The 24003-nt window shown below is 72.6% G+C and carries 17 protein-coding genes; 1 reads left to right on the forward strand and 16 read right to left on the reverse strand.

All coding sequences use genetic code 11. The annotated features are described in order from the left end of the window. Positions 1-32: 32 nt before the first annotated feature. A complete protein-coding gene (proB, locus tag AC27L3_RS10935; RefSeq protein WP_487233797.1) occupies positions 33-1184 on the reverse strand; it encodes a glutamate 5-kinase in 1152 nt (383 codons plus the stop codon). Between the two features lie 227 nt (positions 1185-1411). Between proB and AC27L3_RS10940 the strand changes: the two genes are divergently transcribed. After that, complete coding sequence (locus AC27L3_RS10940) at positions 1412-3466, forward strand: hypothetical protein (protein ID WP_487233798.1); 2055 nt, start codon at positions 1412-1414, stop codon at positions 3464-3466. A 75-nt stretch (positions 3467-3541) separates the two neighbouring features. On the opposite strand, the gene obgE is transcribed toward AC27L3_RS10940, so the two are convergent. The 15 genes from obgE to folC form a co-directional block, all read right to left on the reverse strand. Further along, positions 3542-4981 carry a GTPase ObgE gene (gene obgE / locus AC27L3_RS10945; RefSeq protein WP_344434307.1) on the reverse strand — a complete coding sequence of 480 codons (1440 nt, stop codon included), beginning with the start codon at positions 4979-4981 and terminating at the stop codon, positions 3542-3544. Positions 4982-5142: 161 nt separating this feature from the next. Continuing rightward, positions 5143-5397, reverse strand: a complete 255-nt coding sequence (gene rpmA / locus AC27L3_RS10950; RefSeq protein ID WP_344434308.1) for a 50S ribosomal protein L27 — start codon at positions 5395-5397, stop codon at positions 5143-5145. A gap of 14 nt (positions 5398-5411) precedes the next feature. Next, a complete protein-coding gene (gene rplU, locus AC27L3_RS10955; RefSeq protein WP_344434309.1) occupies positions 5412-5732 on the reverse strand; it encodes a 50S ribosomal protein L21 in 321 nt (106 codons plus the stop codon). 254 nt (positions 5733-5986) lie between these two features. Beyond that, positions 5987-10402 (reverse strand): Rne/Rng family ribonuclease, encoded by a 4416-nt coding sequence (locus AC27L3_RS10960; RefSeq protein WP_487233799.1) that lies wholly within the window; start codon positions 10400-10402, stop codon positions 5987-5989. A 245-nt stretch (positions 10403-10647) separates the two neighbouring features. Next, complete coding sequence (locus AC27L3_RS10965; protein ID WP_487233882.1) at positions 10648-11403, reverse strand: TIGR03936 family radical SAM-associated protein; 756 nt, start codon at positions 11401-11403, stop codon at positions 10648-10650. 138 nt (positions 11404-11541) lie between these two features. Then, positions 11542-13467, reverse strand: a complete 1926-nt coding sequence (locus AC27L3_RS10970; RefSeq protein WP_487233800.1) for a TIGR03960 family B12-binding radical SAM protein — start codon at positions 13465-13467, stop codon at positions 11542-11544. Positions 13468-13577: 110 nt separating this feature from the next. Beyond that, on the reverse strand, positions 13578-15083 hold the full coding sequence (locus AC27L3_RS10975; RefSeq protein ID WP_487233801.1) for a CYTH and CHAD domain-containing protein: 1506 nt from the start codon (positions 15081-15083) through the stop codon (positions 13578-13580). Between the two features lie 39 nt (positions 15084-15122). After that, positions 15123-16322, reverse strand: a complete 1200-nt coding sequence (gene rodA / locus AC27L3_RS10980) for a rod shape-determining protein RodA (RefSeq protein ID WP_344434314.1) — start codon at positions 16320-16322, stop codon at positions 15123-15125. Further along, positions 16319-18523, reverse strand: coding sequence for a penicillin-binding protein 2 (gene mrdA / locus AC27L3_RS10985; protein WP_487233802.1), 2205 nt, complete (start codon positions 18521-18523; stop codon positions 16319-16321). The genes rodA and mrdA overlap by 4 nt, the downstream gene beginning before the upstream one ends. Further along, positions 18520-19221, reverse strand: a complete 702-nt coding sequence (mreD, locus tag AC27L3_RS10990; RefSeq protein ID WP_487233803.1) for a rod shape-determining protein MreD — start codon at positions 19219-19221, stop codon at positions 18520-18522. Before mreD ends, mrdA begins: the two co-directional genes overlap by 4 nt. Before the next feature lie 4 nt (positions 19222-19225). Further along, positions 19226-20158 (reverse strand): rod shape-determining protein MreC, encoded by a 933-nt coding sequence (mreC, locus tag AC27L3_RS10995; protein WP_487233804.1) that lies wholly within the window; start codon positions 20156-20158, stop codon positions 19226-19228. Between the two features lie 129 nt (positions 20159-20287). Next, positions 20288-21307: a rod shape-determining protein gene (locus tag AC27L3_RS11000; RefSeq protein WP_004950903.1), complete on the reverse strand. Its 1020-nt coding sequence runs from the start codon at positions 21305-21307 to the stop codon at positions 20288-20290. Between the two features lie 284 nt (positions 21308-21591). After that, on the reverse strand, positions 21592-22005 hold the full coding sequence (ndk, locus tag AC27L3_RS11005) for a nucleoside-diphosphate kinase (RefSeq protein ID WP_487233805.1): 414 nt from the start codon (positions 22003-22005) through the stop codon (positions 21592-21594). Positions 22006-22094: 89 nt separating this feature from the next. Continuing rightward, entirely contained in the window at positions 22095-22439 is a 345-nt protein-coding gene (locus AC27L3_RS11010) for a DUF4233 domain-containing protein (RefSeq protein WP_487233806.1), read from the reverse strand. A 2-nt stretch (positions 22440-22441) separates the two neighbouring features. After that, positions 22442-23986, reverse strand: a complete 1545-nt coding sequence (gene folC / locus AC27L3_RS11015; RefSeq protein ID WP_487233883.1) for a bifunctional tetrahydrofolate synthase/dihydrofolate synthase — start codon at positions 23984-23986, stop codon at positions 22442-22444. Between the last annotated feature and the right edge of the window lie 17 nt (positions 23987-24003).

The raw sequence follows: 24003 nt of genomic DNA on the forward strand, positions 1-24003 counted from the left end.
GGCCCCGCGTGAAGCGGGCGTGGCTCCCCGCCCTACGGCAGCACGACCAGGTCGTCGCGGTGGACGACCTCGCGCTCGTAGCCCGGGCCCAGCTCGCGGGCCAGGTCGCGGGTGGAGCGGCCCAGCAGCCGGGGGATCTCCCCGGCGTCGTACGTGACCAGGCCGCGGGCCACCGCCCGACCCTCGGTGTCGCGCAGCTCCACCGGGTCGCCCGCGCTGAACTCGCCCTCGACCGAGGCGATTCCGGCGGGCAGCAGCGACCCGGTGCCCTCCACCACCGCGCGTACCGCCCCCTCGTCCAGGGTCAGCGCGCCGCGCGGCGTCGAGGCGTGGGCGAGCCAGAGCAGGCGGTCGGCGGAGCGGCGCCCGGTGCGGTGGAAGTACGTACCCGTGGCGTGGCCGCGCAGCGCGTCGGCCGCCTGACTGGCGGAGGTGAGCACCACCGGGATGCCGGCCGCGGCGGCGATCCGGGCCGCCTCCACCTTGGTGACCATGCCGCCGGTGCCCACGCCGGCCTTGCCGGCGCTGCCCAGCGAAACGCCCTGCAGGTCCTGCTCGCCGCGCACCTCGGCGATGCGGGAGCTGCCGGGGAGGCCGGGGTCGCCGTCGTAGAGGCCGTCGACGTCGGAGAGCAGCACGAGCAGGTCGGCGCGGACGAGGTGGGCGACGAGGGCCGCGAGACGGTCGTTGTCGCCGAAGCGGATCTCGTCGGTGGCGACGGTGTCGTTCTCGTTGACGACGGGGACGGCGCCCATGGCCAGCAGCTGGTCCAGCGTCCGGCGGGCGTTGCGGTAGTGCACGCGCCGGCTGGTGTCGTCGCTCGTCAGCAGGACCTGGCCCACGCGCCGGCCGTAGCGGGCGAAGGAGGCGGTGTAGCGGGCGACGAGCAGGCCCTGGCCCACGCTCGCCGCCGCCTGCTGGCGGGCCAGGTCGCGCGGGCGGCGGTCCAGGCCCAGCGGGGCCAGTCCGGCGGCGATGGCGCCGGAGGAGACCAGCACGATCTCCTTGTCCCGCGCGCCCGCGCCGCCGAGGGTCTTGGCCAGCACGTCGACGAGGGCGTCAACCCGGTCCGCGTCCAGTCCCCCGCCCGAGGTGGTGAGAGAGGACGACCCCACCTTGACCACGATCCGGCGTGCCTCGACGACCTCGCGCCGGGCCTCCTGCGTCGTCCCTTCCCCAGTCAACGTACGTACACCTCTGTCATCGCTGCCGTGGCCGCCGCCGGCCCTGTCGGAACGGCAAATCTACCCCGTACCCATTTGCCGCCGTTCGCCTCCGAAATCCGGCCGGTGCTGGTGTGGAAGATTGAGCGCCGACCGCCGGCGTCCTACGGTCGGTAGTCGAGTCGTCACAGGTCGCCCGCGGCCGGCGGCTCCCCTTCACTTTCGAAGTTCCTGCCAGGAGTTCCCCAGTGCCTTCCGCCGGAACAGCCACCCGCCGGGCCGTGCAGCTCGCGGCGCTGCTCACGATGCTGGCCCTCTCCGCCGCGCAGCTCGCCGCCGCCCTCGCCCCGCACAGCGCGCTCCTGATCTGCGCCACGGCCGCGAGCCTGGCGCTCGACGTGTACCTGCAGCACCGCGACCCGGGCCTGATCGCCGTGCTCGGCAAGATCCGCTTCGACGTCATGGTGCGCCAGCTGCTGCGCGACATACTGCTCCTGATCGGTCTGCTGCGGCTGCACGGCAACGGCTCCCTGCGCGACTACGCGCCGGTCTTCCTCGCCCTCGCCCTGTGCTACGCCACCCACCTGGCCTGCCAGACCCTGGCGATCCTGGTGCGCCGCAGCCGCACCCTGCCGTTCCTCACCCGCAACGTCGACGCCTCCGGGCTGGGGCTCTCGCCGGCCCCGCCGCGCCTGCTGGCCCGTCAGCACGGCCGCCGCCTGCTGCGGTTCGCCGTGCCGGCCACCGCGGGCCTGCTGGCGACGGCCGGCACGGGCGAGGGGCTGTGGGCCCTGGCCGGCGTCGGCCTCGCGCTCGCGCTCGGCGCGGCCGGCACCGCGTACCTGGCCACCTGGCTGCTGCCCGGCAAGCGCGTCGCCGGCGAACGGCAGGCGCTGGAGTGGCTGGACGGGTGGCTGGCGGAGTACCGGCCCACCGTCGGCATGTACTTCTCCGGCGGCACCACCTCCGCCTACCAGGCCAACATGTGGCTCTCCACCCTCGGCGCGCTCGGCGGCAACCCGATCGTCGTGCTGCGCGAGCGCTTCATGATGCAGAAGATCGAGGCCACCGACCTGCCCGTCGTGTGCATCCCCAAGGTCGTGCACCTGATGGCCCTGGAGAAGTCCTCGCTGAAGGCGATGCTGCACCCGGCCAACTCGGGCAAGACCTCGCAGGTGCTGCGCATGCCCTCCATCAAGCACGCCTTCATCAACCACGGCGAGAGCGACAAGCTCTCCAGCTGCAATCCCTACGCCAAGGCGTACGACGAGGTCTGGGTCGCCGGCCCCGCCGCCCGCGAGCGCTACCGGCTCGCGGACATCGGCGTCGAGGACAAGGACGTCGTCGAGGTGGGCCGCCCCCAGCTCGCGCCCATCCGCACCGCCGCACCGGGCGCGGCGGCCGGCAAGCCGTACGTCACCGTGCTCTACGCGCCCACCTGGGAGGGCTGGGACGGCAACCCTGGCAACACCTCGGTCGTCCTCGCCGGCGAGAACATCGTCCGGGAGCTGCTCGCCGACCCGGGCGTACGGCTGCTGTACAAGCCGCACCCGATGACCGGGTCGGTGGACGGGCGGGCCGCGCGGGCCGACGCGCGCATCCAGGCCATGATCCGTGCGGCGAACGCGGAGCGCTCCGGGCCCCGGCCCGGGCCGGCGGCCGCCGCCGAGCTGGCCCGGCGCACGGCCGAGCTCGACCGGCTGACCACCGCCGCCTTCCGCGAGAGTGCGGACGAGGTGGAGCGCATGCTGCTGCAGAGCACCCCGCCGCCGGGCCGGGCGGAGGCGGTCGAGGCCGCCACGGCCGCCTGGGAGGAGGCGTTCTGGGCCTCGCTGCCGGAGTGGGAGCACCAGGTCGTCACCGACGTGCGGCCGGCGCTGTTCAGCTGCTTCAACCGGTCCGACCTGCTGATCAGCGACGTGTCGAGCGTCGTGTCGGACTTCCTCGTCAGCGAGAAGCCGTACGCGGTGGCGAACACCAGCGGCATGGGCGAGGAGGAGTTCCGGGCGAACTACCCGACGGTGAGCGCGGCGACGATCCTCACCCCGGACGCGCGCGGCGTGGCCGACCTGCTCGCCGCGGTCCGCGACCCCGCGCTGGATGCGCTGGCCGGGGCGCGGCAGGAGCTGAAGGTGCAGCTGCTGGGTCCGGCGGACCCGCCGTCACTGGTCCGGTTCGAGGCGGCGGTGACGGCGCTGGCGGCGAAGGCGGACGAGCGGCGGGTACGGATGGAGGCCCGGGCCTCCGAGATCCCCGCCCCCCGTCTGGCGTCGGCCGCGGGTGCTTCCCGGCCGGGCGGCTGAGAACACCCGGAGAATGCCGTTGGCCGGGCTGCGCACGCGCAGTCCGGCCAACGGCATGTCACAGGAGAGTGCCCCTTACCCGAACGGGTTGAAGCCCTCGTACTCGTTCTGGGCCTCGTCGCGCTCCGCCTCGCGCTCGCGGCGGCGCTGGGCGGCGGGACGGGGCGCCTCGAAGCGGTGGTCCTCACCGCGGCGGCCCAGCATCTCCGCACCGGCGGACATCGACGGCTCCCAGTCGAAGACGACCGCGTCGTCCTCGGAACCGATCGCCACGCCGTCGCCCGCCCGGGCACCGGCCTTCATCAGCTCCTCCTCGACACCGAGGCGGTTGAGGCGGTCGGCGAGGTAGCCCACGGCCTCGTCGTTGTTGAAGTCGGTCTGGCGCACCCAGCGCTCCGGCTTCTCGCCGCGCACGCGGTAGATGCCGTCGTCCTCCAGGGTGACGGTGAAGCCGGCGTCGTCGACGGCCTTCGGCCGGATGACGATGCGCGTCGCCTCCTCCTTGGGCTTGGCGGCGCGGGCCTCGGCCACGATCTCGGCCAGGGCGAAGGACAGCTCCTTCAGGCCGACCCGGGAGACGGCGGAGACCTCGAAGATGCGGTAGCCACGGGCCTGCAGCTCGGGGCGGATGATGTCGGCGAGGTCCTTGCCGTCGGGGATGTCGACCTTGTTCAGGACGACGATGCGGGGCCGGTCCTCCAGGCCGCCGTACTCCTTGAGCTCGGCCTCGATGACGTCGAGGTCGGTCAGCGGGTCGCGCTCCGACTCCAGCGTCGCGGTGTCGAGGACGTGCACCAGCACCGAGCAGCGCTCGACGTGCCGCAGGAACTCCAGGCCCAGGCCCTTGCCCTGGCTGGCGCCGGGGATCAGGCCGGGGACGTCGGCGATGGTGTAGACGGTCGAGCCGGCCGTGACCACGCCGAGGTTGGGCACCAGGGTGGTGAAGGGGTAGTCGGCGATCTTCGGCTTGGCGGCGGAGAGCACCGAGATCAGCGAGGACTTGCCCGCGCTCGGGTAGCCGACCAGCGCCACGTCGGCGACGGTCTTGAGCTCCAGGACGATGTCCTGGGCGTCGCCCGGCTCGCCGAGCAGCGCGAAGCCGGGGGCCTTGCGGCGGGCGGAGGCCAGCGCCGCGTTGCCGAGGCCGCCGCGGCCGCCCTGGGCGGCGATGTAGGTGGTGCCCTGGCCGACGAGGTCGGCGAGGACGTTGCCGCGCTTGTCCAGGACGACGGTGCCGTCCGGGACGGGCAGCACCAGGTCGGTGCCGTCCTTGCCGGAGCGGTTGCCGCCCTCGCCGGGCTTGCCGTTGGTGGCCTTGCGGTGCGGGCTGTGGTGGTAGTCCAGGAGGGTGGTGACCGACTGGTCGACGACCAGGGTCACATCACCGCCACGACCGCCGTTGCCCCCGTCGGGGCCGCCGAGCGGCTTGAACTTCTCGCGATGCACGGAGGCGCAGCCGTGGCCTCCGTTACCCGCGGCGACATGCAGCTCGACGCGGTCCACGAAGGTGGTCATAGCGGTGTGCCTCCTGGGGGTGCCCCCGGCCGGAGGCTGGGGGAGTACGGGATTGTCTTTGGTGTAACGCAGCGAGGGCGGACCCGCTTCCCGAGCCGGGAAGGGAGGTCCGCCCTCGAACTGTCGTTCTGCTGTCGCTCTACGGAGCCTTGATCAGATGATCAGGCGACCGGAACGACGTTGACGACCTTGCGGCCACGGTGGGTGCCGAACTGCACCGCACCGGCCTGCAGCGCGAACAGCGTGTCGTCGCCACCGCGACCGACGCCGGCGCCCGGGTGGAAGTGGGTGCCGCGCTGGCGGACCAGGATCTCACCGGCGAGGACGACCTGACCGCCGAAGCGCTTCACGCCGAGCCGCTGAGCGTTGGAGTCGCGACCGTTCCGAGTGGACGATGCGCCCTTCTTGTGTGCCATGTGTTCTCAGTCCCTTACTTCGCCGGGGCGTCGATGCCGGTGATCTTCAGCGCGGTGTGCAGCTGACGGTGGCCGATCCGCTTCCGGTAGCCCGTCTTGTTCTTGTACTTCTGGATCCGGATCTTGTCGCCCTTGTGGTGGTCGACAACCTCGGCCTGGACCTTCACGCCGGCCAGGACCCAGGGGTCGCTGGTGACGGAGTCACCGTCGACGACCAGCAGCGTGGAGAGCTCGACGGTGTCGCCGACCTTGCTGGTGGAAATACGGTCAACCTCGATGACGTCGCCGACAGCAACCTTCTGCTGGCGGCCGCCGGTGCGCACGATCGCGTACACGCGGAACTCTCTCTCGCTAGGAACGGACCTCTGACGCCAGCCGCTCGCACGGGCCGAAGCACCGTGACAGTCCGGAAGGACGAGCGGCCTCCCCCGACGAGCGCCGGGAGGTGTTTGCTCAGGGGTTCGGTGCCGCACGGGACGCACGGACACCGACGGTCAAGGTTACGGGGCCTTGACCAGGGGGTCAAACCGGGCCCCCGTACCGCAGGTCCTCCGAATCGAAGGACCGGCGGTACGGGAGCCCGCGGCCGTCAGCCCTCCGTGGAGGACTCGGCGGCCACGGCTTCGGCGGCGGCCTTCTTGGTCGCCGTCTTCTTGGCAGGGGCCTTCTTGGCGGTCTTGGTGGCCGCCTTCTTGGCCGTCGCCTTCTTGGCGGTGGTCGTCTTCTTGGCCGCCGCCTTCTTGGCCGTGGTGGTCTTCTTCGCCGCGGTCTTCTTGGCCGGCGCCTTCTTGGCGGCCGTCTTACGGGCCGTCTTCTTGGCGGGAGCCTCCTCCGCGGCCTCGGGGGCCTCCACGGCCTCCGCAGCAGCCTCGGGGGCCTCCACGGCCTCCGGAGCCTCGGCGGCCTCGGCGGTCATCACCTCGACGTCCGCCTCGGCCATCACCACGGGCTCCGCAGCGGCCTCGGCGGCCGGTGCGGCCACCACGACCACGACCTCCTCGGCCGCCTTCGGCGCACCCGCCGGAGCGGACGCCCGACGGGTCGCCCGGCGCCGCGGCCGCGCGGGAGCGGCGGCCTCGGCGGCCGGCGCCTCCTCGGCCTCGACGGGCCGAACGGCCTCGGCGGGCTCGGCCACCGGCTCGGGAGCCGCCTGCGGCTCCGCCGCCGGGACGACAGCCGACGGAACGACGACCTCGGCCGGCTCGGCGGCCTTCGGCGCACCGGCCGGGGCCGACACCTTGCGGGTCGCCCGACGCCGCGTACGGCCGCCGCGGCGCGCGGCCGCCTCGGCCTCGGCGGGGCTGCCGAACCACTCCTCGTCCGCCGCGACCTCCGGCTGGAGGTCGGCCTCGGTCACCGCGACCGGCTCCAGCTCCACGGCCTCGGGGGCCTCGGCCTCGACCGGCGCCTCGGCCGGAACCTCGGCGACCGGCGCGGGAGCGGCCTCGACGGCCGCCGCCTTGCCCTTCTTGCGGCCACGCTTGCCACCGCCGCCACCGCCACCGCCGACGGTCATGGCGTGGTCCATGTGGACGATCACACCGCGGCCGTTGCAGTGCACGCACTGCTCGGAGAAGGACTCCAGCAGGCCCTGGCCCACCCGCTTGCGGGTCATCTGGACCAGCCCCAGCGAGGTGACCTCGGCGACCTGGTGCTTCGTACGGTCCCGGCCCAGGCACTCCAGCAGGCGCCGCAGCACCAGGTCCCGGTTGGACTCCAGCACCATGTCGATGAAGTCGATCACGATGATGCCGCCGAGGTCGCGCAGCCGCAGCTGGCGCACGATCTCCTCGGCCGCCTCCAGGTTGTTCCTGGTGACCGTCTCCTCCAGGTTGCCGCCCTGGCCGGTGAACTTGCCGGTGTTGACGTCGATGACGACCATCGCCTCGGTCCGGTCGATCACCAGCGAACCGCCGCTGGGCAGCCAGACCTTGCGGTCCAGCGCCTTGGCCAGCTGCTCGTCGATCCGGTACGTGGCGAAGACGTCGACCTCCGACGTCCACTTCTGCAGCCGGTCCGCCAGGTCGGGCGCGACGTGCGAGACGTAGCCGTGGATGGTCTGCCACGCCTCGTCACCGCTGACGATGACCTTGGAGAAGTCCTCGTTGAAGATGTCGCGCACGACGCGGACGGTCATGTCCGGCTCGCCGTACAGCAGGCTCGGCACGCTGGTCGAGATCTGCTTGGCCTTCTTCTGGATGTCCTCCCACTGCGCCTGCAGCCGCTCGACGTCACGGCGCAGCTCGTCCTCGCTCGCACCCTCCGCGGCGGTGCGCACGATGACGCCCGCGTCCTCGGGGACGATCTTCTTGAGGATCTGCTTCAGCCGCGCCCGCTCGGTGTCGGGCAGCTTGCGGCTGATGCCGGTCATCGAGCCCTCGGGCACGTAGACCAGGTAGCGGCCGGGCAGCGAGACCTGGCTGGTCAGGCGGGCGCCCTTGTGGCCGATCGGGTCCTTGGTGACCTGGACGAGCACGGACTGGCCGGACTTCAGCGCGGTCTCGATGCGGCGCGGGCCGTTGGCCATGCCGAGCGCCTCGAAGTTGACCTCGCCCGCGTACAGGACGGCGTTGCGGCCCTTGCCGATGTCGACGAAGGCGGCCTCCATCGACGGCAGCACGTTCTGGACCTTGCCCAGGTAGACGTTGCCGACGTAGCTGGTGGCCTGCTCCTTGTTCACGAAGTGCTCGACGAGGACGTTGTCCTCCAGCACGCCGATCTGGGTGCGGTCGCCCTGCTGACGCACGACCATCACCCGCTCGACGGCCTCGCGGCGCGCCAGGAACTCCGCCTCGGTGATGATCGGCACCCGGCGGCGGCCCTGCTCACGGCCCTCGCGGCGGCGCTGCTTCTTCGCCTCCATGCGGGTCGAGCCCTTGATGGACTGCACCTCGTCGAAACCGGTGCCACCCTCCAGGCGCGAGGCGCGCGGCTCACGGACCTTGACGACCGTGCGCTCCGGCTCGTCCGCACCCGGCTCGGCCTCGATCGCCTCACCGCTGCGGCGGCGACGGCGACGGCGGCGACGGCTGCCGGCGGACGACGAGACGCCCTCCTCGGCCTCCTCGCCCTCTTCCTCGCCGGCCTCGGGCTCCTCCTCCGCGGCGGCCTCCTCGGCCGTCACGTCCTCCTCGGCACCCTCGGCGTCGGCGGCCTCGCCACGGCGCCGGCGACGACCGCCCCGGCGGCGACGGCGCGACGGGCGCTCGCCCTCCTCGCGCTCCTCGTCCTCCTCCGCGGCCTCGGCCTCGGCAGCCTCCTCCTCGGCGGCCTCCTCGGCCTCGGTCACGACCGGCTCGGCGACCTCGGCGGGCTCGCCACGGCGCCGGCGACGACGGCGCGACGGGCGCTCGGCCGGCTCCTCCTCGGCCTCCACCTCGACCTGCCGCTCCTCGGCGGCGGCCGCGGCAGCGGCGGCGGCAGCGGTCTCCGGCGTCTGGAACATCGGCTCGGTGAACACCGGGGCCTGGAAGACCGCCGTCGGCGGCTTCGCGGCACGGCGGCGTCCGGGCGCCTCCTGGGCACCGCGCTCGACGACCTCGGCGGCCTCGGCGATCGCCGCGCTCTCCTCGGCCAGCACCGGTGCGGCCAGCGGCTCGCCGACCGGCGCCGCGGCGCGGCGGGTGGCCCGGCGGCGGGCACGCCCGGCGGGCGCGGCCTCGGTGGCCTCCTCGCGCTCCTCGGCGACGGCCTCGGGGGCGGCAACCTCACGGGTCGCACGACGACGACGGCGGGCAGGGGCAGCGGCAGGCGCCTCGGCGGCCTCCTCAGCGGCCTCCTCGACCGTCTCGGCAACAGCCTCCGGCGCAGCAACCTCACGCATCGCACGACGACGGCGACGGGCAGGGGCAGCAGGGGCCTCGACAGCCTCCTCGACCGTCTCGGCAACAGCCTCCGGCGCAGCAACCTCACGCGTCGCACGACGACGGCGACGGGCAGGGGCGGCAGCAGCCGGAGCCTCGGCGGTCTCCTCGGCCGGCGCGGCGGCGGCCTCGGCGGCAGCCACGACGGTCCCGGTCTCCTGCGCGGCACCCACCGGCGCGGACACCTCACGCGTCGCACGACGACGACGGCGGGCGGGGGCAGCGGCAGCCGGGGCCTCGACGACGGCCTCCTCGGCCGGCGCGGCGGCGGTCTCGGCGGCAGCCACGACCGTCTCGGTCTCCTGCGCGGCACCCACCGGCGCGGACACCTCACGCGTCGCACGACGACGGCGACGGGCGGGGGCAGCGGCAGCCGGGGCCTCGGCGGCCTCGACGACAGCCTCCTCGGCGGCCTCCTCGGCCTCTTCGGTCTCCTCCGGCTCCTCGATGACGGCGGCCTCGGTGGGCGCGGTCGCCTCGGGGGCTGCCGGGGTGGTCACCTCGCGGGTGACCCGGCGACGGCGGCGTGCCGGAGCGGCGGCCTCCGCGGTCTCCTCGGGGGCGCCCTCCAAGGCGGCCTCGGCGAGCTCCGGAGTGGTCTCGGGGGCCTCGGCGGCGCGCGTGGCGCGGCGGCGCGTCCGGGCGGCGGGCTGCTCGGGGGCGGCCTCGGCGGTCACGGCCGGCTCGGCGGCCTTGCGGGTGGCCCGGCGGCGCGGCGTACGGGCGGCCTCGGCGGGCGCCTCCTCGGCGGCGGCCTCGGGGGCCTCGGCGGCCTGCGGCTCGGCGGCCGGTGCGGCCGTCTTGCGGGTGGCGCGACGGCGCGGCGTACGGGCGGCGGGCGCCGCCTCTTCCGCGGCGGCCTCGGTCGGCTCGGCCTGGGCCGGCGCCTCGGCGGCGGCGGCGGTCTTGCGGGTCACGCGGCGGCGGGGCCGCGCAGGGGTTTCCGCGGCGGCCGGCTCGGCGGCGGCCTCGGGGGCCGAACCGGTGACCGGCTCGGCGGCGGCCCCGGTCGGCGGGCCGGCCGGGCGGGACGCCGCACGGCGGCGGCGCCTCGGCGGCAGCGTGTCGCTGGGGCTGTTGTCGTTGTTGCCGGCGGCGCTGTGTGCGCCCTCCGGCCCCATGGGCTCAGTGGAATCGAGCATGCGGGCGGTTCTCCCGTCACGCTCCCGGGCGCCGCGCCGTTCTCCGGCCGCCGCGCCGCGTGATGAGCGCGGTACCGCAGTCCGGGGCGCGGTCGCCGCACGGGAGCTGTCGTCTCACTCGCCGGGTCCGTTTCTCGACGGCACCGGCGAAAGTCTCCAGGTCAGTGCGCCTGCCGGACCGGGTGGCTCCCTGGTGGCGCGGCGGCGCGTCGGCGGCCGTCCTCAAGGGAACCTTCCGGCACCTGCTACGCGGCTCCCGGCCCGGCGGCCGTGGGTGCAGCGGCCGGGGCGGCGTCGCGGTCGGGCGCGAGCGGATCGGTCACCGTGCCGGACTCCTCATCGAGCAGCCCCTGCGCCAGCCTGGTCACCGCAGCGGGGACCGGCGGCGCCAGGTCGGCCACAGCGCGGAGACCGGACAGGACGTCGTCGGGTCGTACGGCAGGTGTCGCATGCCGAACTACCAGCCGCAGTATCGCACAGGCACCGTTGCCCGGCCTATCGGCCGGAGCGTCGAGGGCCTCGAGTCGGCACACGGCGCCCCGTGCGTCGAAGGTGCGCATGCCGTTCTTGGTGCGGCGCTGCACCTCCACCGCGTCCGCGGCGAGGAACGCCGCCACGGCGCGCTCGGCGTCCGCGACGTCCACGCCGTCGAGCCGCAGCTCCCACACGGAGGCCTGCAGCCGGTCGGCGAAGGAGGAGGTGTGCGCCTCCACGGCGTCGACGACGTCGAGCCCGTCGGGCAGCGAGTCGTCGAGCAGCGTGCGCAGCAGCGCCGGCTCGCGGGGCGCGGCGAGCTGGATCTCCAGGTACTCGGCCTCGCTGGCCGTACCGGTCGGCGCGGCGTTCGCGTACGACACCTTGGGGTGCGGGGTGAAGCCGGCCGAGTAGGCCATGGGCACCTCGGCACGGCGCAATGCCCGCTCGAAGGCGCGCTGGAAATCGCGGTGGCTGGTGAACCTCAGGCGGCCGCGCTTGGTGTAGCGCAGGCGGATGCGCTGCACCACGGGTGCCGGCGGCGGGCCTTCGGGCTGTCGCTTGCCCAGTGTTCTTCGTCCTTCGTGAGTGCGGTCGTACTGCTACCTAGAGTACGTGCAGCGAGGGCCCCGCCGACCCGGCAGGACCCTCGCCCGAACCATTTGCTACTTGACGACCGAGAGCGGCAGGAGCTTCTTGCCGGTCGGGCCGATCTGGATCTCGGTCTGCATCGCCGGGCACACGCCGCAGTCGAAGCAGGGCGTCCAGCGGCAGTCCTCGACCTCGGTCTCGTCGAGGGCGTCCTGCCAGTCCTCCCAGAGCCAGTCCTTGTCCAGACCGGAGTCCAGGTGGTCCCAGGGCAGGACCTCCTCGTAGGTGCGCTCGCGCGTGGTGTACCAGTCGACGTCGACGCCCATGGTGGGCAGCGTCGCCTCGGCGCACTTCATCCAGCGGTCGTAGCTGAAGTGCTCGCGCCAGCCGTCGAAGCGGCCGCCGTCCTCGTACACGGCGCGGATCACGGCGCCCACGCGGCGGTCGCCGCGCGAGAGCAGGCCCTCGATGATGCCGGGCTTGCCGTCGTGGTAGCGGAAGCCGATCGAGCGGCCGTACTTCTTGTCGCCGCGGATCTTGTCGCGCAGCTTCTCCAGGCGCGCGTCGGTCTCCTCGGCGGACAGCTGCGGCGCCCACTGGAACGGCGTGTGCGGCTTGGGCACGAAGCCGCCGATGGAGACGGTGCAGCGGATGTCGTTGGACTTCGAGACCTCGCGGCCCTTGGCGATGACGTTCATCGCCATGTCCGCGATCTGCAGCACGTCCTCGTCGGTCTCGGTGGGCAGGCCGCACATGAAGTACAGCTTCACCTGACGCCAGCCGTTGCCGTACGCGGTGGCGACGGTGCGGATCAGGTCCTCCTCCGAGACCATCTTGTTGATGACCTTGCGCATGCGCTCGGAGCCGCCCTCGGGGGCGAAGGTCAGACCGGAACGGCGGCCGTTGCGCGTGAGCTCGTTGGCGAGGTCGACGTTGAAGGCGTCCACGCGGGTCGACGGCAGGGAGAGACCGATCTTGTCCTCCTCGTACCGGTCGGCCAGGCCCTTGGCGACCTCACCGATCTCGGTGTGGTCGGCCGAGGACAGCGACAGCAGGCCGACCTCCTCGAAGCCGGTCGCCTTCAGGCCCTTCTCCACCATCTCGCCGATGCCGGTGATGCTGCGCTCGCGCACCGGGCGAGTGATCATGCCGGCCTGGCAGAAGCGGCAGCCGCGGGTGCAGCCGCGGAAGATCTCCACGGACATCCGCTCGTGCACGGTCTCGGCCAGCGGCACCAGCGGCTGCTTCGGGTACGGCCACTCGTCGAGGTCCATCACGGTGTGCTTGGACACGCGCCACGGCACGCCGGAGCGGTTGGGCACGACGCGCGCGATGCGGCCGTCGGGCAGGTACTCCACGTCGTAGAAGCGCGGCACGTACACGCCGCCGGTCTTCGCCAGGCGCAGCAGCAGCTCGTCGCGGCCGCCGGGACGGCCCTCGGCCTTCCACTCCCGGATGATCTTCGTGATCTCCAGGACGGCCTGCTCGCCGTCGCCGATGACGGCGCAGTCGATGAAGTCCGCGATCGGCTCGGGGTTGAACGCGGCGTGGCCGCCCGCCACGACGACCGGGTGGTCGATCGTGCGGTCCTTGGCCTCCAGCGGGATGCCGCCGAGCTCCAGCGCCGTGAGCATGTTGGTGTAGCCCAGCTCGGTGGAGAAGCTCAGGCCGAACACGTCGAACGCGCCGACCGGGCGGTGCGAGTCCACCGTGAACTGCGGCACGTCGTGCTCGCGCATCAGCGCTTCGAGGTCCGGCCACACGCTGTAGGTGCGCTCGGCGAGCACGCCCTCCTGCTCGTTGAGGACCTCGTAGAGGATCATGACGCCCTGGTTGGGCAGACCGACCTCGTACGCGTCCGGGTACATCAGGGCCCAGCGGACGTCGCACTCGTGCCACGGCTTGACGGTGGAGTTGAGCTCGCCGCCTACGTACTGGATCGGCTTCTGCACATGCGGGAGCAGGGCTTCGAGCTGCGGGAAAACCGACTCGACAGACATCGCTGGACCTTCGTGAGCTGACAGGGGTGACCCTCAAGAGTAACGTGCCGCGTCGCGGTGCCGGCGGGGTGATCTTCCCCCCGGCCCCGCCCTCGACCGCTTCCCGGGGGTCACCCCAGGGGCCGCACCCGGGCCCACACCTGCGCCAGCTCCCGTTCGTCGTCCGCCGCCCGGCGTTCCTCCCTGCCGTACAGCAGCCCGTACGTGAACGTCGCCTCCCCCGCCACCGCCGCCTGGGAGGCGATCGTCTGCAGCGCCGTGCGGGTCAGGACGCTGTCCTGGTGGTCGCCCAGCACCGTCTGCACCGCCTTGACGTCCCGCGCGAAGCGCTTGGCCTGCTTGCCCAGGGCCGGCGTCGCCGCCTCCGCCGCGTAGCGGGCGCGTTTGGCGGCCTTGCGGGCCTCGTGCAGGGCGAGGTCCCGGGCCCGGCCCGGTTCCGTGGCCAGGGCGCGGTCGACGCGTGCCGCGAGGCGCGCGTGGTCGCGCCGCAGGGCCTTGGTGAGCACCGGCTGCGCGGGCCGCCCCGCGGCGGGCCGCAGGGGCGGGTCGGCGAGGAGGGCGTCGAGGGCCCGGAGCAGGGCGAGGTAGCGCTTGCCGTCGAGGACGGCGGCCACCTGCCGCCGCGTTTCGGCCCGGTTGCGGGTGGCCCAGATGCGCAGCCGGGCCCGTACCGGTCCGCGCACCAGCGGCCGCGGCACGTCGTCCAGCGCATCGCGCAGGCGTTCCACGAGGACCTCACGGTCGCGGTCGACGCCGAGCCGGGCGGCGAGCCATCCGAGTTCCTCGCCGAGCGGATCGGTCGCGCGCCGGTCGAGGATCCTGCCGTAGCTGCGGAAGGCGCTGCGCAGCCGCCGGGTGGCCACCCGCATCTGGTGGACGGCGTCCTGGGTGCCCAGTCGTGCGCCCGGGTCGAGGGCGAGAAGGGTTTCGGCGTGTTCGCGCAGGTAGGCGAGGAGGTGTTCGCCGGCCGTGGCCGGTTCGGCGGCGGGCTGCGGGGCGGGGTGGGCGAGGCCCAGGCCGTCCAGGGCGCGGGCGAGCTTGCTGGGGGCCGGGGAGGGCCGCAGTCCGGCGGTGCGCAGGTGGGGTTCGAGGGTGTCGAGGAGGGCTGCGTCGCCGCCCGGGGCGAGTTCGACCTCGACCTCGGTCCAGTGCACGGGTTGCCGGTCGCCGTCCGACCGCTCGGCGGTGACCGCATCCCTACTGGCCTCGGCCAGCAGCGTGCCGTCCGCGGCGAGCAGGTGCTGCACCTCGCGGCGCGTGACGAGGCGTACCAGGGGCAGCAGCGCTTCCTCGCGCGTACGGGAGCGGACGAGCCCCGCCAGCCGGGCGGGGACCCGCTCGCCGAGCGGGGCGCGGATCTCGTCCCGCACGCCGGGGGCCACCGGCAGCTTGAGGTGCCAGCCCGCGTCGGTGCCGCCGGTGCGGCGGCGCAGGGTGATGCCGGCCGCGGCCAGGCGCAGGTCGCCGGTGTCGTAGTAGACGGCGTCGAGTTCGACCGCGTCCTGCCGGGCCACCGAGGCGATGGGCCCGGCGCCGCTCAGGTCGGGCCATCGCACCTCGCCGGCGCCGTCCTCGGCTTCGTACTTCCGCTCGATCTCTCGCACGGTGTCCGCCATGACGCCGAATCTAGTGCGCGAACGCCGCCGTGGGCAGACTCAGGCGGACACCGGCCGCTGCGCCTTGATGGACTGCAGGAGACCGACCGCTATCCACGCGGCGAACATGGAGGAGCCGCCGTAGGAGACGAAGGGCAGGGGCAGGCCGGTGACGGGCATGATGCCGAGGGTCATGCCGATGTTCTCGAAGCTCTGGAAGGCGAACCAGGCGATGATTCCGGCGGCCACGATGGTGCCGTAGAGCTCGGTGGTCTCGCGGGCGATCCGGCAGGCGCGCCAGAGGACGACGCCGAGCAGGAAGATGATGGTGCCGGCGCCGAGGAACCCGAGTTCCTCGCCGGCGACGGTGAAGATGAAGTCGGTCTGCTGTTCGGGGACGAACTGGCCGGTGGTCTGGGAGCCGTGGAAGAGGCCGGAGCCCGTGAGGCCGCCGGAGCCGATGGCGATGCGGGCCTGGTTGGTGTTGTAGCCGACGCCGGAGGGGTCGAGGGCGGGGTTGGCGAAGGCGGCGAAGCGGTTGATCTGGTACTCGTCGAGGACGCCGAGCTGCCAGACGAGGACGCAGCCGATGACGCCGGCGCCGAGCAGGCCGGCGATCCAGCGGTTGGAGGCGCCGGAGGCGAGCAGGACGGCCAGGACGATGACCACGAGCACCATCACGGAGCCGAGGTCGGGCATGAGCAGGATGACGGCGATGGGCAGGCCGGCCAGGCCCAGGGCCTGGACGACGGTGCGGTGGTCGGGGTGGCGGCGTTCGCCGCCGTCGACCTTGCCGGCGAGCAGCATGGCCATGCCCAGCGTGATGGTGATCTTGGTGAACTCGGAGGGCTGGATGGAGAAGCCGCCGCCGAGCTGGATCCAGGAGCGGGCGCCGTTGATGGTGGCGCCGAGCGGGGTCAGCACGGCCAGGGTGAACAGCACGGAGACGCCGTAGAGGATCGGCACGGCGCCGCGCAGCGAGCGATGGCCGAGCCAGACCGCGCCGACGGCGAGGGCGAGCCCTATGCCGGTGTTGAGGACGTTGCGCAGCAGGAAGTAGTACGGGTCGCCCTGGTTGAGCTCGGTGCGGTTGCGGGTGGCGGAGTACACGAGCAGGGTGCCGATGCCGGACAGCGCCAGGGCGGCGAGCAGCATCACCCAGTCCAGGCGGCGTACGACGGAGTCGCGCGCGGTCAGCCGCGACCAGGTGCCGCGCTCGGGGCTGAAGCGGCGGACGCGGTAGCCCTCGGTGGTGCTCATCGGAGGGTGTCCTCCCTGCGGCCGGGGGCCTCGGGCGAGGGCTCCGCCGGGTCGGACGGCGCACCGCCGGAAGGGGAGGCCGAGGGCGAGGCGGAGTCGGAGGCGGACGGGCTGGGCGAGGGCATGGGCTGGGCCTCGATGGTGCCGTCTTTGTCGATCTTCGGCAGCTTGGTCTCCGGGTGCGGCAGCAGGGCCTTCTTCTCGTCGATCTTCCCCTGCTCGTCGACGCCGTACAGCGCGTTGTAGATCTTGCGCACGGCCGGGCCGGAGGCGCCGGAGCCGGTGCCGCCCTGGGAGATCGTCATCACGACCGTGTAGTCGTCGGTGTAGGTGGCGAACCACGAGGTGGTCTGCTTGCCGTAGACCTCGGCGGTGCCGGTCTTGGCGTGCATGGCGATCTGCTTCTGCGGCCAGCCCTCGAACCGCCAGGCCGCGGTGCCGCGGGTGGCGACGCCGGCGAGGGCTGCGTCGAGCTGGTCGCGCAGCCTGCCGTCGAAGGGCAGCTTCCCGTGGGCGGTGGGCGGGATCTCCTTCACGCTCCTGCCGTCGGGGCTGATGACCGCCTTGCCGATGGTGGGGTTGTACAGGGTGCCGCCGTTGGCGATGGCCGCATAGATGGTGGCCATCTGGATGGGGGTGACGAGGGTGTCGCCCTGGCCGATGGAGTAGTTGACCGAGTCACCGGCGCGCATGCGCATGCCGGAGACGCAGTTCTCCTGGGCGATCTTCCCGGCGTAGCTCTCGTCGTTGCCCTGCTTGCACCAGGCGTCCTTGTTGGCCTCCCAGTAGCGCTTCTTCCACTCCCGGTCGGGAACGCGGCCGCGCACCTCGTTGGGCAGGTCGATGCCGGTCTCCTTGCCGAGGCCGAACTGGTGGGCGGTCTTGTAGAACCAGTCGGCCGGATGCTTGGGGTTGTTGCCGCCGTCCTTCTGCCACTGGCGGTAGGCCAGGTCGTAGAAGACGGTGTCGCAGGAGACCTCCAGCGCCTGGCCGAGGTCGATGGGGCCGTAGCCCTTGGACTCGAAGTTCTTGAAGACCTGGCTGCCGATGCTGTACGCGCTGGAGCAGTTGTAGTGGTCGGTGAAGGAGTAGCCGGCGTTGACGGCGGCCGTGGTGCTGATGACCTTGAAGATGGAGCCGGGGGCGGCCTGGCCCTGGATGGCGCGGTTGAGCAGCGGGAAGCCGGAGTCCTCGCCGGTGAGGGCCTTGTAGTCCTTGGCGGAGATCCCGCCGACCCAGGCGTTGGGGTCGTAGGTGGGGTTGGAGGCCATGGCGACGACGCGCCCGGTCTTCGACTCCATCACCACCACGGCACCGGCATCGGCCTTGTAGGTGGTGCCGGTGTTGCGGTCGACCTCCTTGCGGGCGTCCTTCATCGCCTGGTCGAGCTCGCGTTCCGCTATGGCCTGCACCCGGGCGTCGATGCTGGTGACGATGTTGGAGCCGGGCTGCGCCTTGTCGCTCCTGGCCTTGCCGATGACGCGGCCGAGATTGTCGACCTCGTAGCGGGTCACGCCGGCCTTGCCGCGCAGCGCCGTGTCGTACTGCCGCTCCAGGCCGCTGCGGCCGACCTGGTCGGAGCGCAGCAACGGGGAGCGGCTCTTCTTGGCCTTGGTGATCTCCTCGTCCGTGACGGGCGAGAGGTAGCCGAGGACCTGCGCGGTGTTGGAGCCGCCGGGCCCGGGGTAGCGGCGTACGGCGGTGGGCTCGGCGGTGATGCCGGGGAAGTCCTCCTGGCGCTCGCGGATCTGCAGCGCCTGCTGGGTGGTGGCCTCGTCGGTGATGGGGATCGGCTGGTAGGGCGAGCCCGCCCAGCAGGGCTTGGGGGTCTTCGCGTCGCACAGCCGCACCTTGGCGGCGACGTCCTCGGGCTTGAGGCCCAGGACGCCGGCGAGGCGGGTGAGCACGCCCTTGCCCTTGTCCTTCATCCGCATCAGGTCGGTGCGGTTGGCCGAGACCACCAGCCGGGTCTCGTTGTCGGCGAGCGGCACGCCGCGGGCGTCGAGGATCGAGCCGCGGGTGGCGGGGGCGACGACCTGCTGGATGTGGTTGCTGGCCGCCTCGGCGGTGTACTGGTCGCCGTTGCGGATCTGCAGGTACCACAGCCGGCCGGCGAGGGTGAGCAGCAGCGAGAAGACCAGGACCTGGATGACGACCAGCCGGATGGTCACCCTCCGGCCCGCTTCGCGAAGGTTCCTCAAAGCCGCCGCACCCCCTTGATCTTCTGCTTCCTCCCCTGTCCCGCGAGCAGCCCGCTGCGCTGCGTGCCCATCAGGCCGCGGCGGCCGCCGAGCCGGGAGCGGCGGGTGCGGCCGATGCGGAAGGTGCCCGCCGAGCGGCGCCGGTAGGTGTTCTCGCTCGCGGCCGCCACGGGCGTGCCGTCGCCGGTGAGCGGGTCGCCGGCGGTCTGCCGGGCCAGCGCCATGACCAGCGGGACGGTGAACGGCGCCAGCAGCAGGTCGTACGCGGCGGCAGTGAGCACCAGCCCGCTCAGCCCCACGTGCCGGGCCGCGGTGTCGCCGACGAGCGAGCCCACGCCCGCGTACAGCAGGGTGGAGAGCACGGCCGCGCCCACCACGGCGACCATGGGCACGGTGGCCGAGCGCACCCGGCCGGTCTCGGGCTTCGCAAGGCCCACGAGGTAGCCGATGACGCACAGGACGAGCGCGTAGCGGCCGGTGGCGTGGTCGGCGGGCGGGGCGAGGTCGGCGAGCAGGCCGGCACCGAAGCCGATGAGGCAGCCCGCGGTGTGGCCGTAGACCAGGCCGAGTCCGACGACCACCAGGAGCATCAGGTCCGGGACGGCGCCGGGCAGGTGGAGCCGGGCGAAGACGCTCACCTGGAGGACCAGGGCCACCACGACGAGCACGGTCGAGAGCAGGATCCGGTTCAGGCGCATGTCGTCAGTCCTGGGGCTTGGCGCTCGGGCTGGGGGTGACGGTGACGGTCACGGTGGGGGCCGGCTTGGGCGCCTCGGGCTTGGGCGGCAGGACCGTGTCGCGCGGATCGTCGCGGGGCGCCTCGACGACGACGCCGACGATGTCGAGCTTGCTGAAGCCGACGAAGGGACGCACCTGCAGGGTGCGGGTCAGGCCGCCGGCGGACGGCTCGACACGCACCACCTCGCCGACGGGGACGCCGGGCACGAAGGGCTTGTCCTTGCTGGAGCCGAAGGTGACCAGGCGGTCGCCCTTGTGGACGGCGGCCTTGCCGTTGAGCAGTTCCACGCGCAGGGCGCTGTCGCCCTGACCACCGGCGAAGCCGAGCTCGCCGGTCTTCTCCATGCGGGTGCCGACGGTGAACTTGGGGTCGCTGGCCAGCAGGACGGTGGAGGTGCCCGGGGCGACGGTGGTGACACGGCCGACGAGGCCGTCGCCATTGATGACGGTCATGTCGCGCCGGACGCCGTCGTCGCTGCCGATGTCGATGGTGACGGTCCAGGAGAAGCCCTGCGCGGCTCCTATGGCGATGACCTGGGCGCCCTTGATCCCGTACTGGCCGCGGCCGGCGGTCTTGAGCAGGGCGTCGAGCTCGCGCGTCCGGCCGCGGTTGCGGTCGTCGCTGCCGAGCCGCTGCTTGAGGGCGGTGTTCTCCCGTTCGAGTTCGGCGATGCGGCTGCTGCGGTCGCCGGAGTCGCGGACGGCGGCGATGGCGTTGCCGACCGGGTCCACCACCGCCGCCACGCCCTTTTCCACGGGGCCGAAGGCGGAGGCGGCGGCGTGCCGGACACCGTCGAGCGGGGACTGTTCACCACCGCGGATGTCGACCGTGATCAGCGCGAAGGCGATCGCGATCAGCAACACCAGCAGCAGCCGGCTCTCTCGTGTGTCCCTCACGTGCGGCGGCGTGCCCTTCTCGTCGGACCGCCCGGCTGCGGGTCCGGACGGTCATTAGGGAGCGTTCTGCCTGTATATCAGTTTGTTTCGACAGCAAGGGGATTGCCGCCGTCGGTGGCCGCCCGACCGCTAGCGGCGCGGCTGGGCGTCGAGCACCTGCTGCAGGGCCTCGAACTCCTCCACGCACTTGCCCGAGCCGAGGGCGACCGAGTCCAGCGGGTCCTCGGCGATGTGGATGGGCATGCCGGTCTCCCGGCGCAGCCGCTCGTCCAGGCCGCGCAGCAGGGCACCGCCTCCGGTGAGAACGATGCCGCGGTCCATCACGTCACCCGACAGCTCGGGCGGGCACTTGTCGAGGGTGGTCTTGACCGCGTCGACGATGGAGTTGACCGGCTCCTCGATGGCCTTGCGGACCTCCGCGGCGGAGATGACCACGGTCTTGGGCAGCCCGCTGACGAGGTCGCGGCCGCGGATCTCGGTGTGCTCGTCCTGCTCCAGGTCGTAGGCCGAACCGATGGTGATCTTGATCTGTTCGGCCGTGCGCTCGCCCAGCAGGAGGCTGTACTCCTTCTTGATGTGCTGGATGATCGCGTTGTCCAGCTCGTCGCCGGCGACCCGGATGGACTGCGCGGTGACGATGCCGCCCAGGGAGATCACGGCCACCTCGGTGGTGCCGCCGCCGATGTCGACGACCATGTTGCCGGTGGCCTCGTGGACGGGCAGCCCGGAGCCGATGGCCGCCGCCATGGGCTCCTCGATGATGTGCACCTGACGGGCCCCGGCCTGGGTGGACGCCTCGATCACGGCGCGGCGCTCGACGCCGGTGATGCCGGAGGGCACGCACACCACGACACGCGGACGGGCCATCCAGCGGCGCTTGTGGATTTTCAGGATGAAGTAGCGCAGCATGCGCTCGGTGATCTCGAAGTCGGCGATCACGCCGTCCTTGAGCGGACGCACGGCGACGATGTTGCCCGGGGTCCGGCCGATCATCTTCTTGGCCTCGGCACCGACCGCCAGGATGCCACCGGTGTTGGTATTGATCGCAACGACTGACGGTTCGTTGAGAACGATCCCCCGGCCTCTGACGTACACCAGCGTGTTGGCGGTCCCGAGGTCGACAGCCATGTCACGGCCGATGAACGACATGTTGTTCCCCATGAGGATGCGTCTGGCCTTCCCAGTTTGAGCGATCGCTTACTCGAGGTCGGCAGGTGTGGTGCGCTGCGGGCGCGGAAGCTTCATCGTAGTCTCGACCGGTCGGACGCGGCGCGAGGGTTCCTCCGCCATTGTCGGCGGAACACGAGCCGGCCCCCGTAATGGTGACGTCGTGTCGGAGTGAGAGGTTCCCTCGTTCGGCGCGCATATGCCGGGGGGCGACCGAAAGGAAATCGGTCGCCCCTGATCAGAATGGGCGTTCGTATCCGGCGGATTCAGGAGAGACCGGGAAAGAAAATCTTGATTTCCCGCTCCGCCGAGCCCTCGGAGTCCGAGGCATGGATGAGGTTCTCGCGCGTGATGGTGCCGAAGTCGCCCCTGATGGAGCCGGGAGCGGCCGAGATCGGGTCGGTCGGGCCGGCCAGCGCCCGCACGCCCTCGATGACCCGCTCGCCCTCGACGACCAGGGCGACGACGGGGCCGGAGGACATGAAGCCCATCAGCGGCTCGTAGAAGTCGCGGCCCACGTGCTCGGCGTAGTGCTGCTCGAGGGTGCCGCGATCCAGCGTGCGCAGCTCCAGCGCGGTGATCGTCCAGCCGGCCTTGCGCTCGATGCGGCTGATGATCTCGCCGACGAGCCCGCGGCGAACCGCGTCAGGCTTCAGGAGGACGAGGGTGCGCTGGCTCATGCTGCGGCTCCTTGGAGGGGACTCGTAAAGGTGATCGTGTCCGGTTGGGCGGAAGGGTACAGGCAGGGTGCGACCCACCGACAATCCGGCTACTGCGCCTCCGCCTGGGCGGCCGCGAAGCGGGCCTTGGCCTCGTCGACCTTGCGGCCGAAGTGGACCGAGGCCCACCACAGGCCGGCGAAGACCGCGCCGAGGATGAACATCATCGGCACGACCAGACCGCTCGCGATCAGCCCCAGCTGCAGTGCCCAGCCCAGGGCCACGCCGCCGGGCCGGGTGAGCATGCCGCACAGCAGCACGCTCAGCACCATGGCCGTGCCGCTGACGGCCCAGACCGTGCCCGTGGACAGGTCGGAGGTCTGCATGGCCACCAGGCCCGCGAAGCCGATGACGAAGAATTCACCGATCAGGGTGCTCGCGCACAGCGTCCGCATCGTCAGCCCCTGCCCTTCAGCAGCAGCCGGGCCTCGCCGACCGTGACGACCGAGCCGGTGACCAGGACGCCGGCGCCGGCGTACTCGTCCTCCTCCTCGGCCAGGGTGATCGCCGCCTCCAGCGCGTCGTCCAGGCGCGGCTCGACCTGCACGCGCTCGGCGCCGAAGACCTCGACCGCCAGGGCGGCCAGCTCGTCGACGTCCATGGCGCGCGGGGTGGAGTTGCGGGTGACGACGACCTCGGCGAAGACCGGTTCGAAGGCTTCCAGCAGGCCCTTGACGTCCTTGTCGGCGCTGGTGGCGACGACGCCGATCAGGCGGCTGAAGCCGAATGCCTCGGTGATGCCCTCGGCCGTGGCCTGCGCGCCGGCCGGGTTGTGCGCGGCGTCCAGGACGACGGTGGGGCTGCGGCGCACGACCTCCAGGCGGCCCGGGGAGGTGACGGAGGCGAAGGCGCGGCGCACGGTGTCGATGTCCAGCGGCCGGGCGTGCTGCGAGCCGATGCCGAAGAACGCCTCGACGGCGGCCAGCGCGACGGCGGCGTTGTGCGCCTGGTGCGCGCCGTACAGCGGCAGGAAGACGTCCTCGTACTCGCCGCCCAGGCCGCGCAGGGTCAGCAGCTGGCCGCCGACGGCGACCTCGCGGGAGACGACGCCGAACTCCATGCCCTCGCGGGCGACCGTGGCGTCCACCTCGACGGCGTGCTTGAGCAGCACCTGGGCGGCGTCCACGGGCTGCTGGGCGAGCACCGCGGTGGCGCCGGCCTTGATGATGCCGGCCTTCTCGGTGGCGATCTCGGCGGGCGTGGTGCCCAGCCGGTCGGTGTGGTCGAGCGCTATGGGCGTGACCACGGCCACGGTGCCGTCGACGACGTTGGTGGCGTCCCAGGTGCCGCCCATGCCCACCTCGACGACGGCCACGTCGACCGGGGCGTCGGCGAAGGCGGCGTACGCCATGCCCGTGAGGACCTCGAAGAAGGAGAGCCGGAACTCCTCGCGCTCGTCGACCATGCGCACGTACGGCTCGATGTCGCGGTAGGTCTCGATGAAGCGCTCGGCGGGGATCGGCGCGCCGTCCAGGCTGATGCGCTCGGTGACCGACTGCACGTGCGGGCTGGTGTAGCGGCCGGTGCGCAGCTCGAAGGCGCCCAGCATCGCCTCGATCATGCGGGCGGTGCTGGTCTTGCCGTTGGTGCCGGTGATGTGGATGGCGGGGTAGGCGCGCTGCGGCTGGCCCAGGATGTCCATGAGGGCCTCCATGCGGCCCAGCGAGGGGTCGAGCTTGGTCTCGCCCCAGCGCCCGGCGAGCTCGGCCTCCACCTCGCGCAGCGCCCGGTCGACCTCGGGGTCCTCCGGACGGGCGGGTACGCCATCGCCCTGCGGCGGCCCGGCCTGGGTGCGCAGGGTGCGGCTGCCGGCCTCGATCACGGCCAGGTCGGGGTCTCGGCCGGTCTCGGTCTCGACGATCTCCTCGAACGTCTCGTTCGCGTCGTTTCCGCCGGTTTCACCGGCCTCGTCACGTCCGGTATCGCCGTTGTCGTCGTTCATGGGGCGCTCGCTCACGG

Source organism: Streptomyces sp. PKA51 (genome assembly GCF_057552455.1).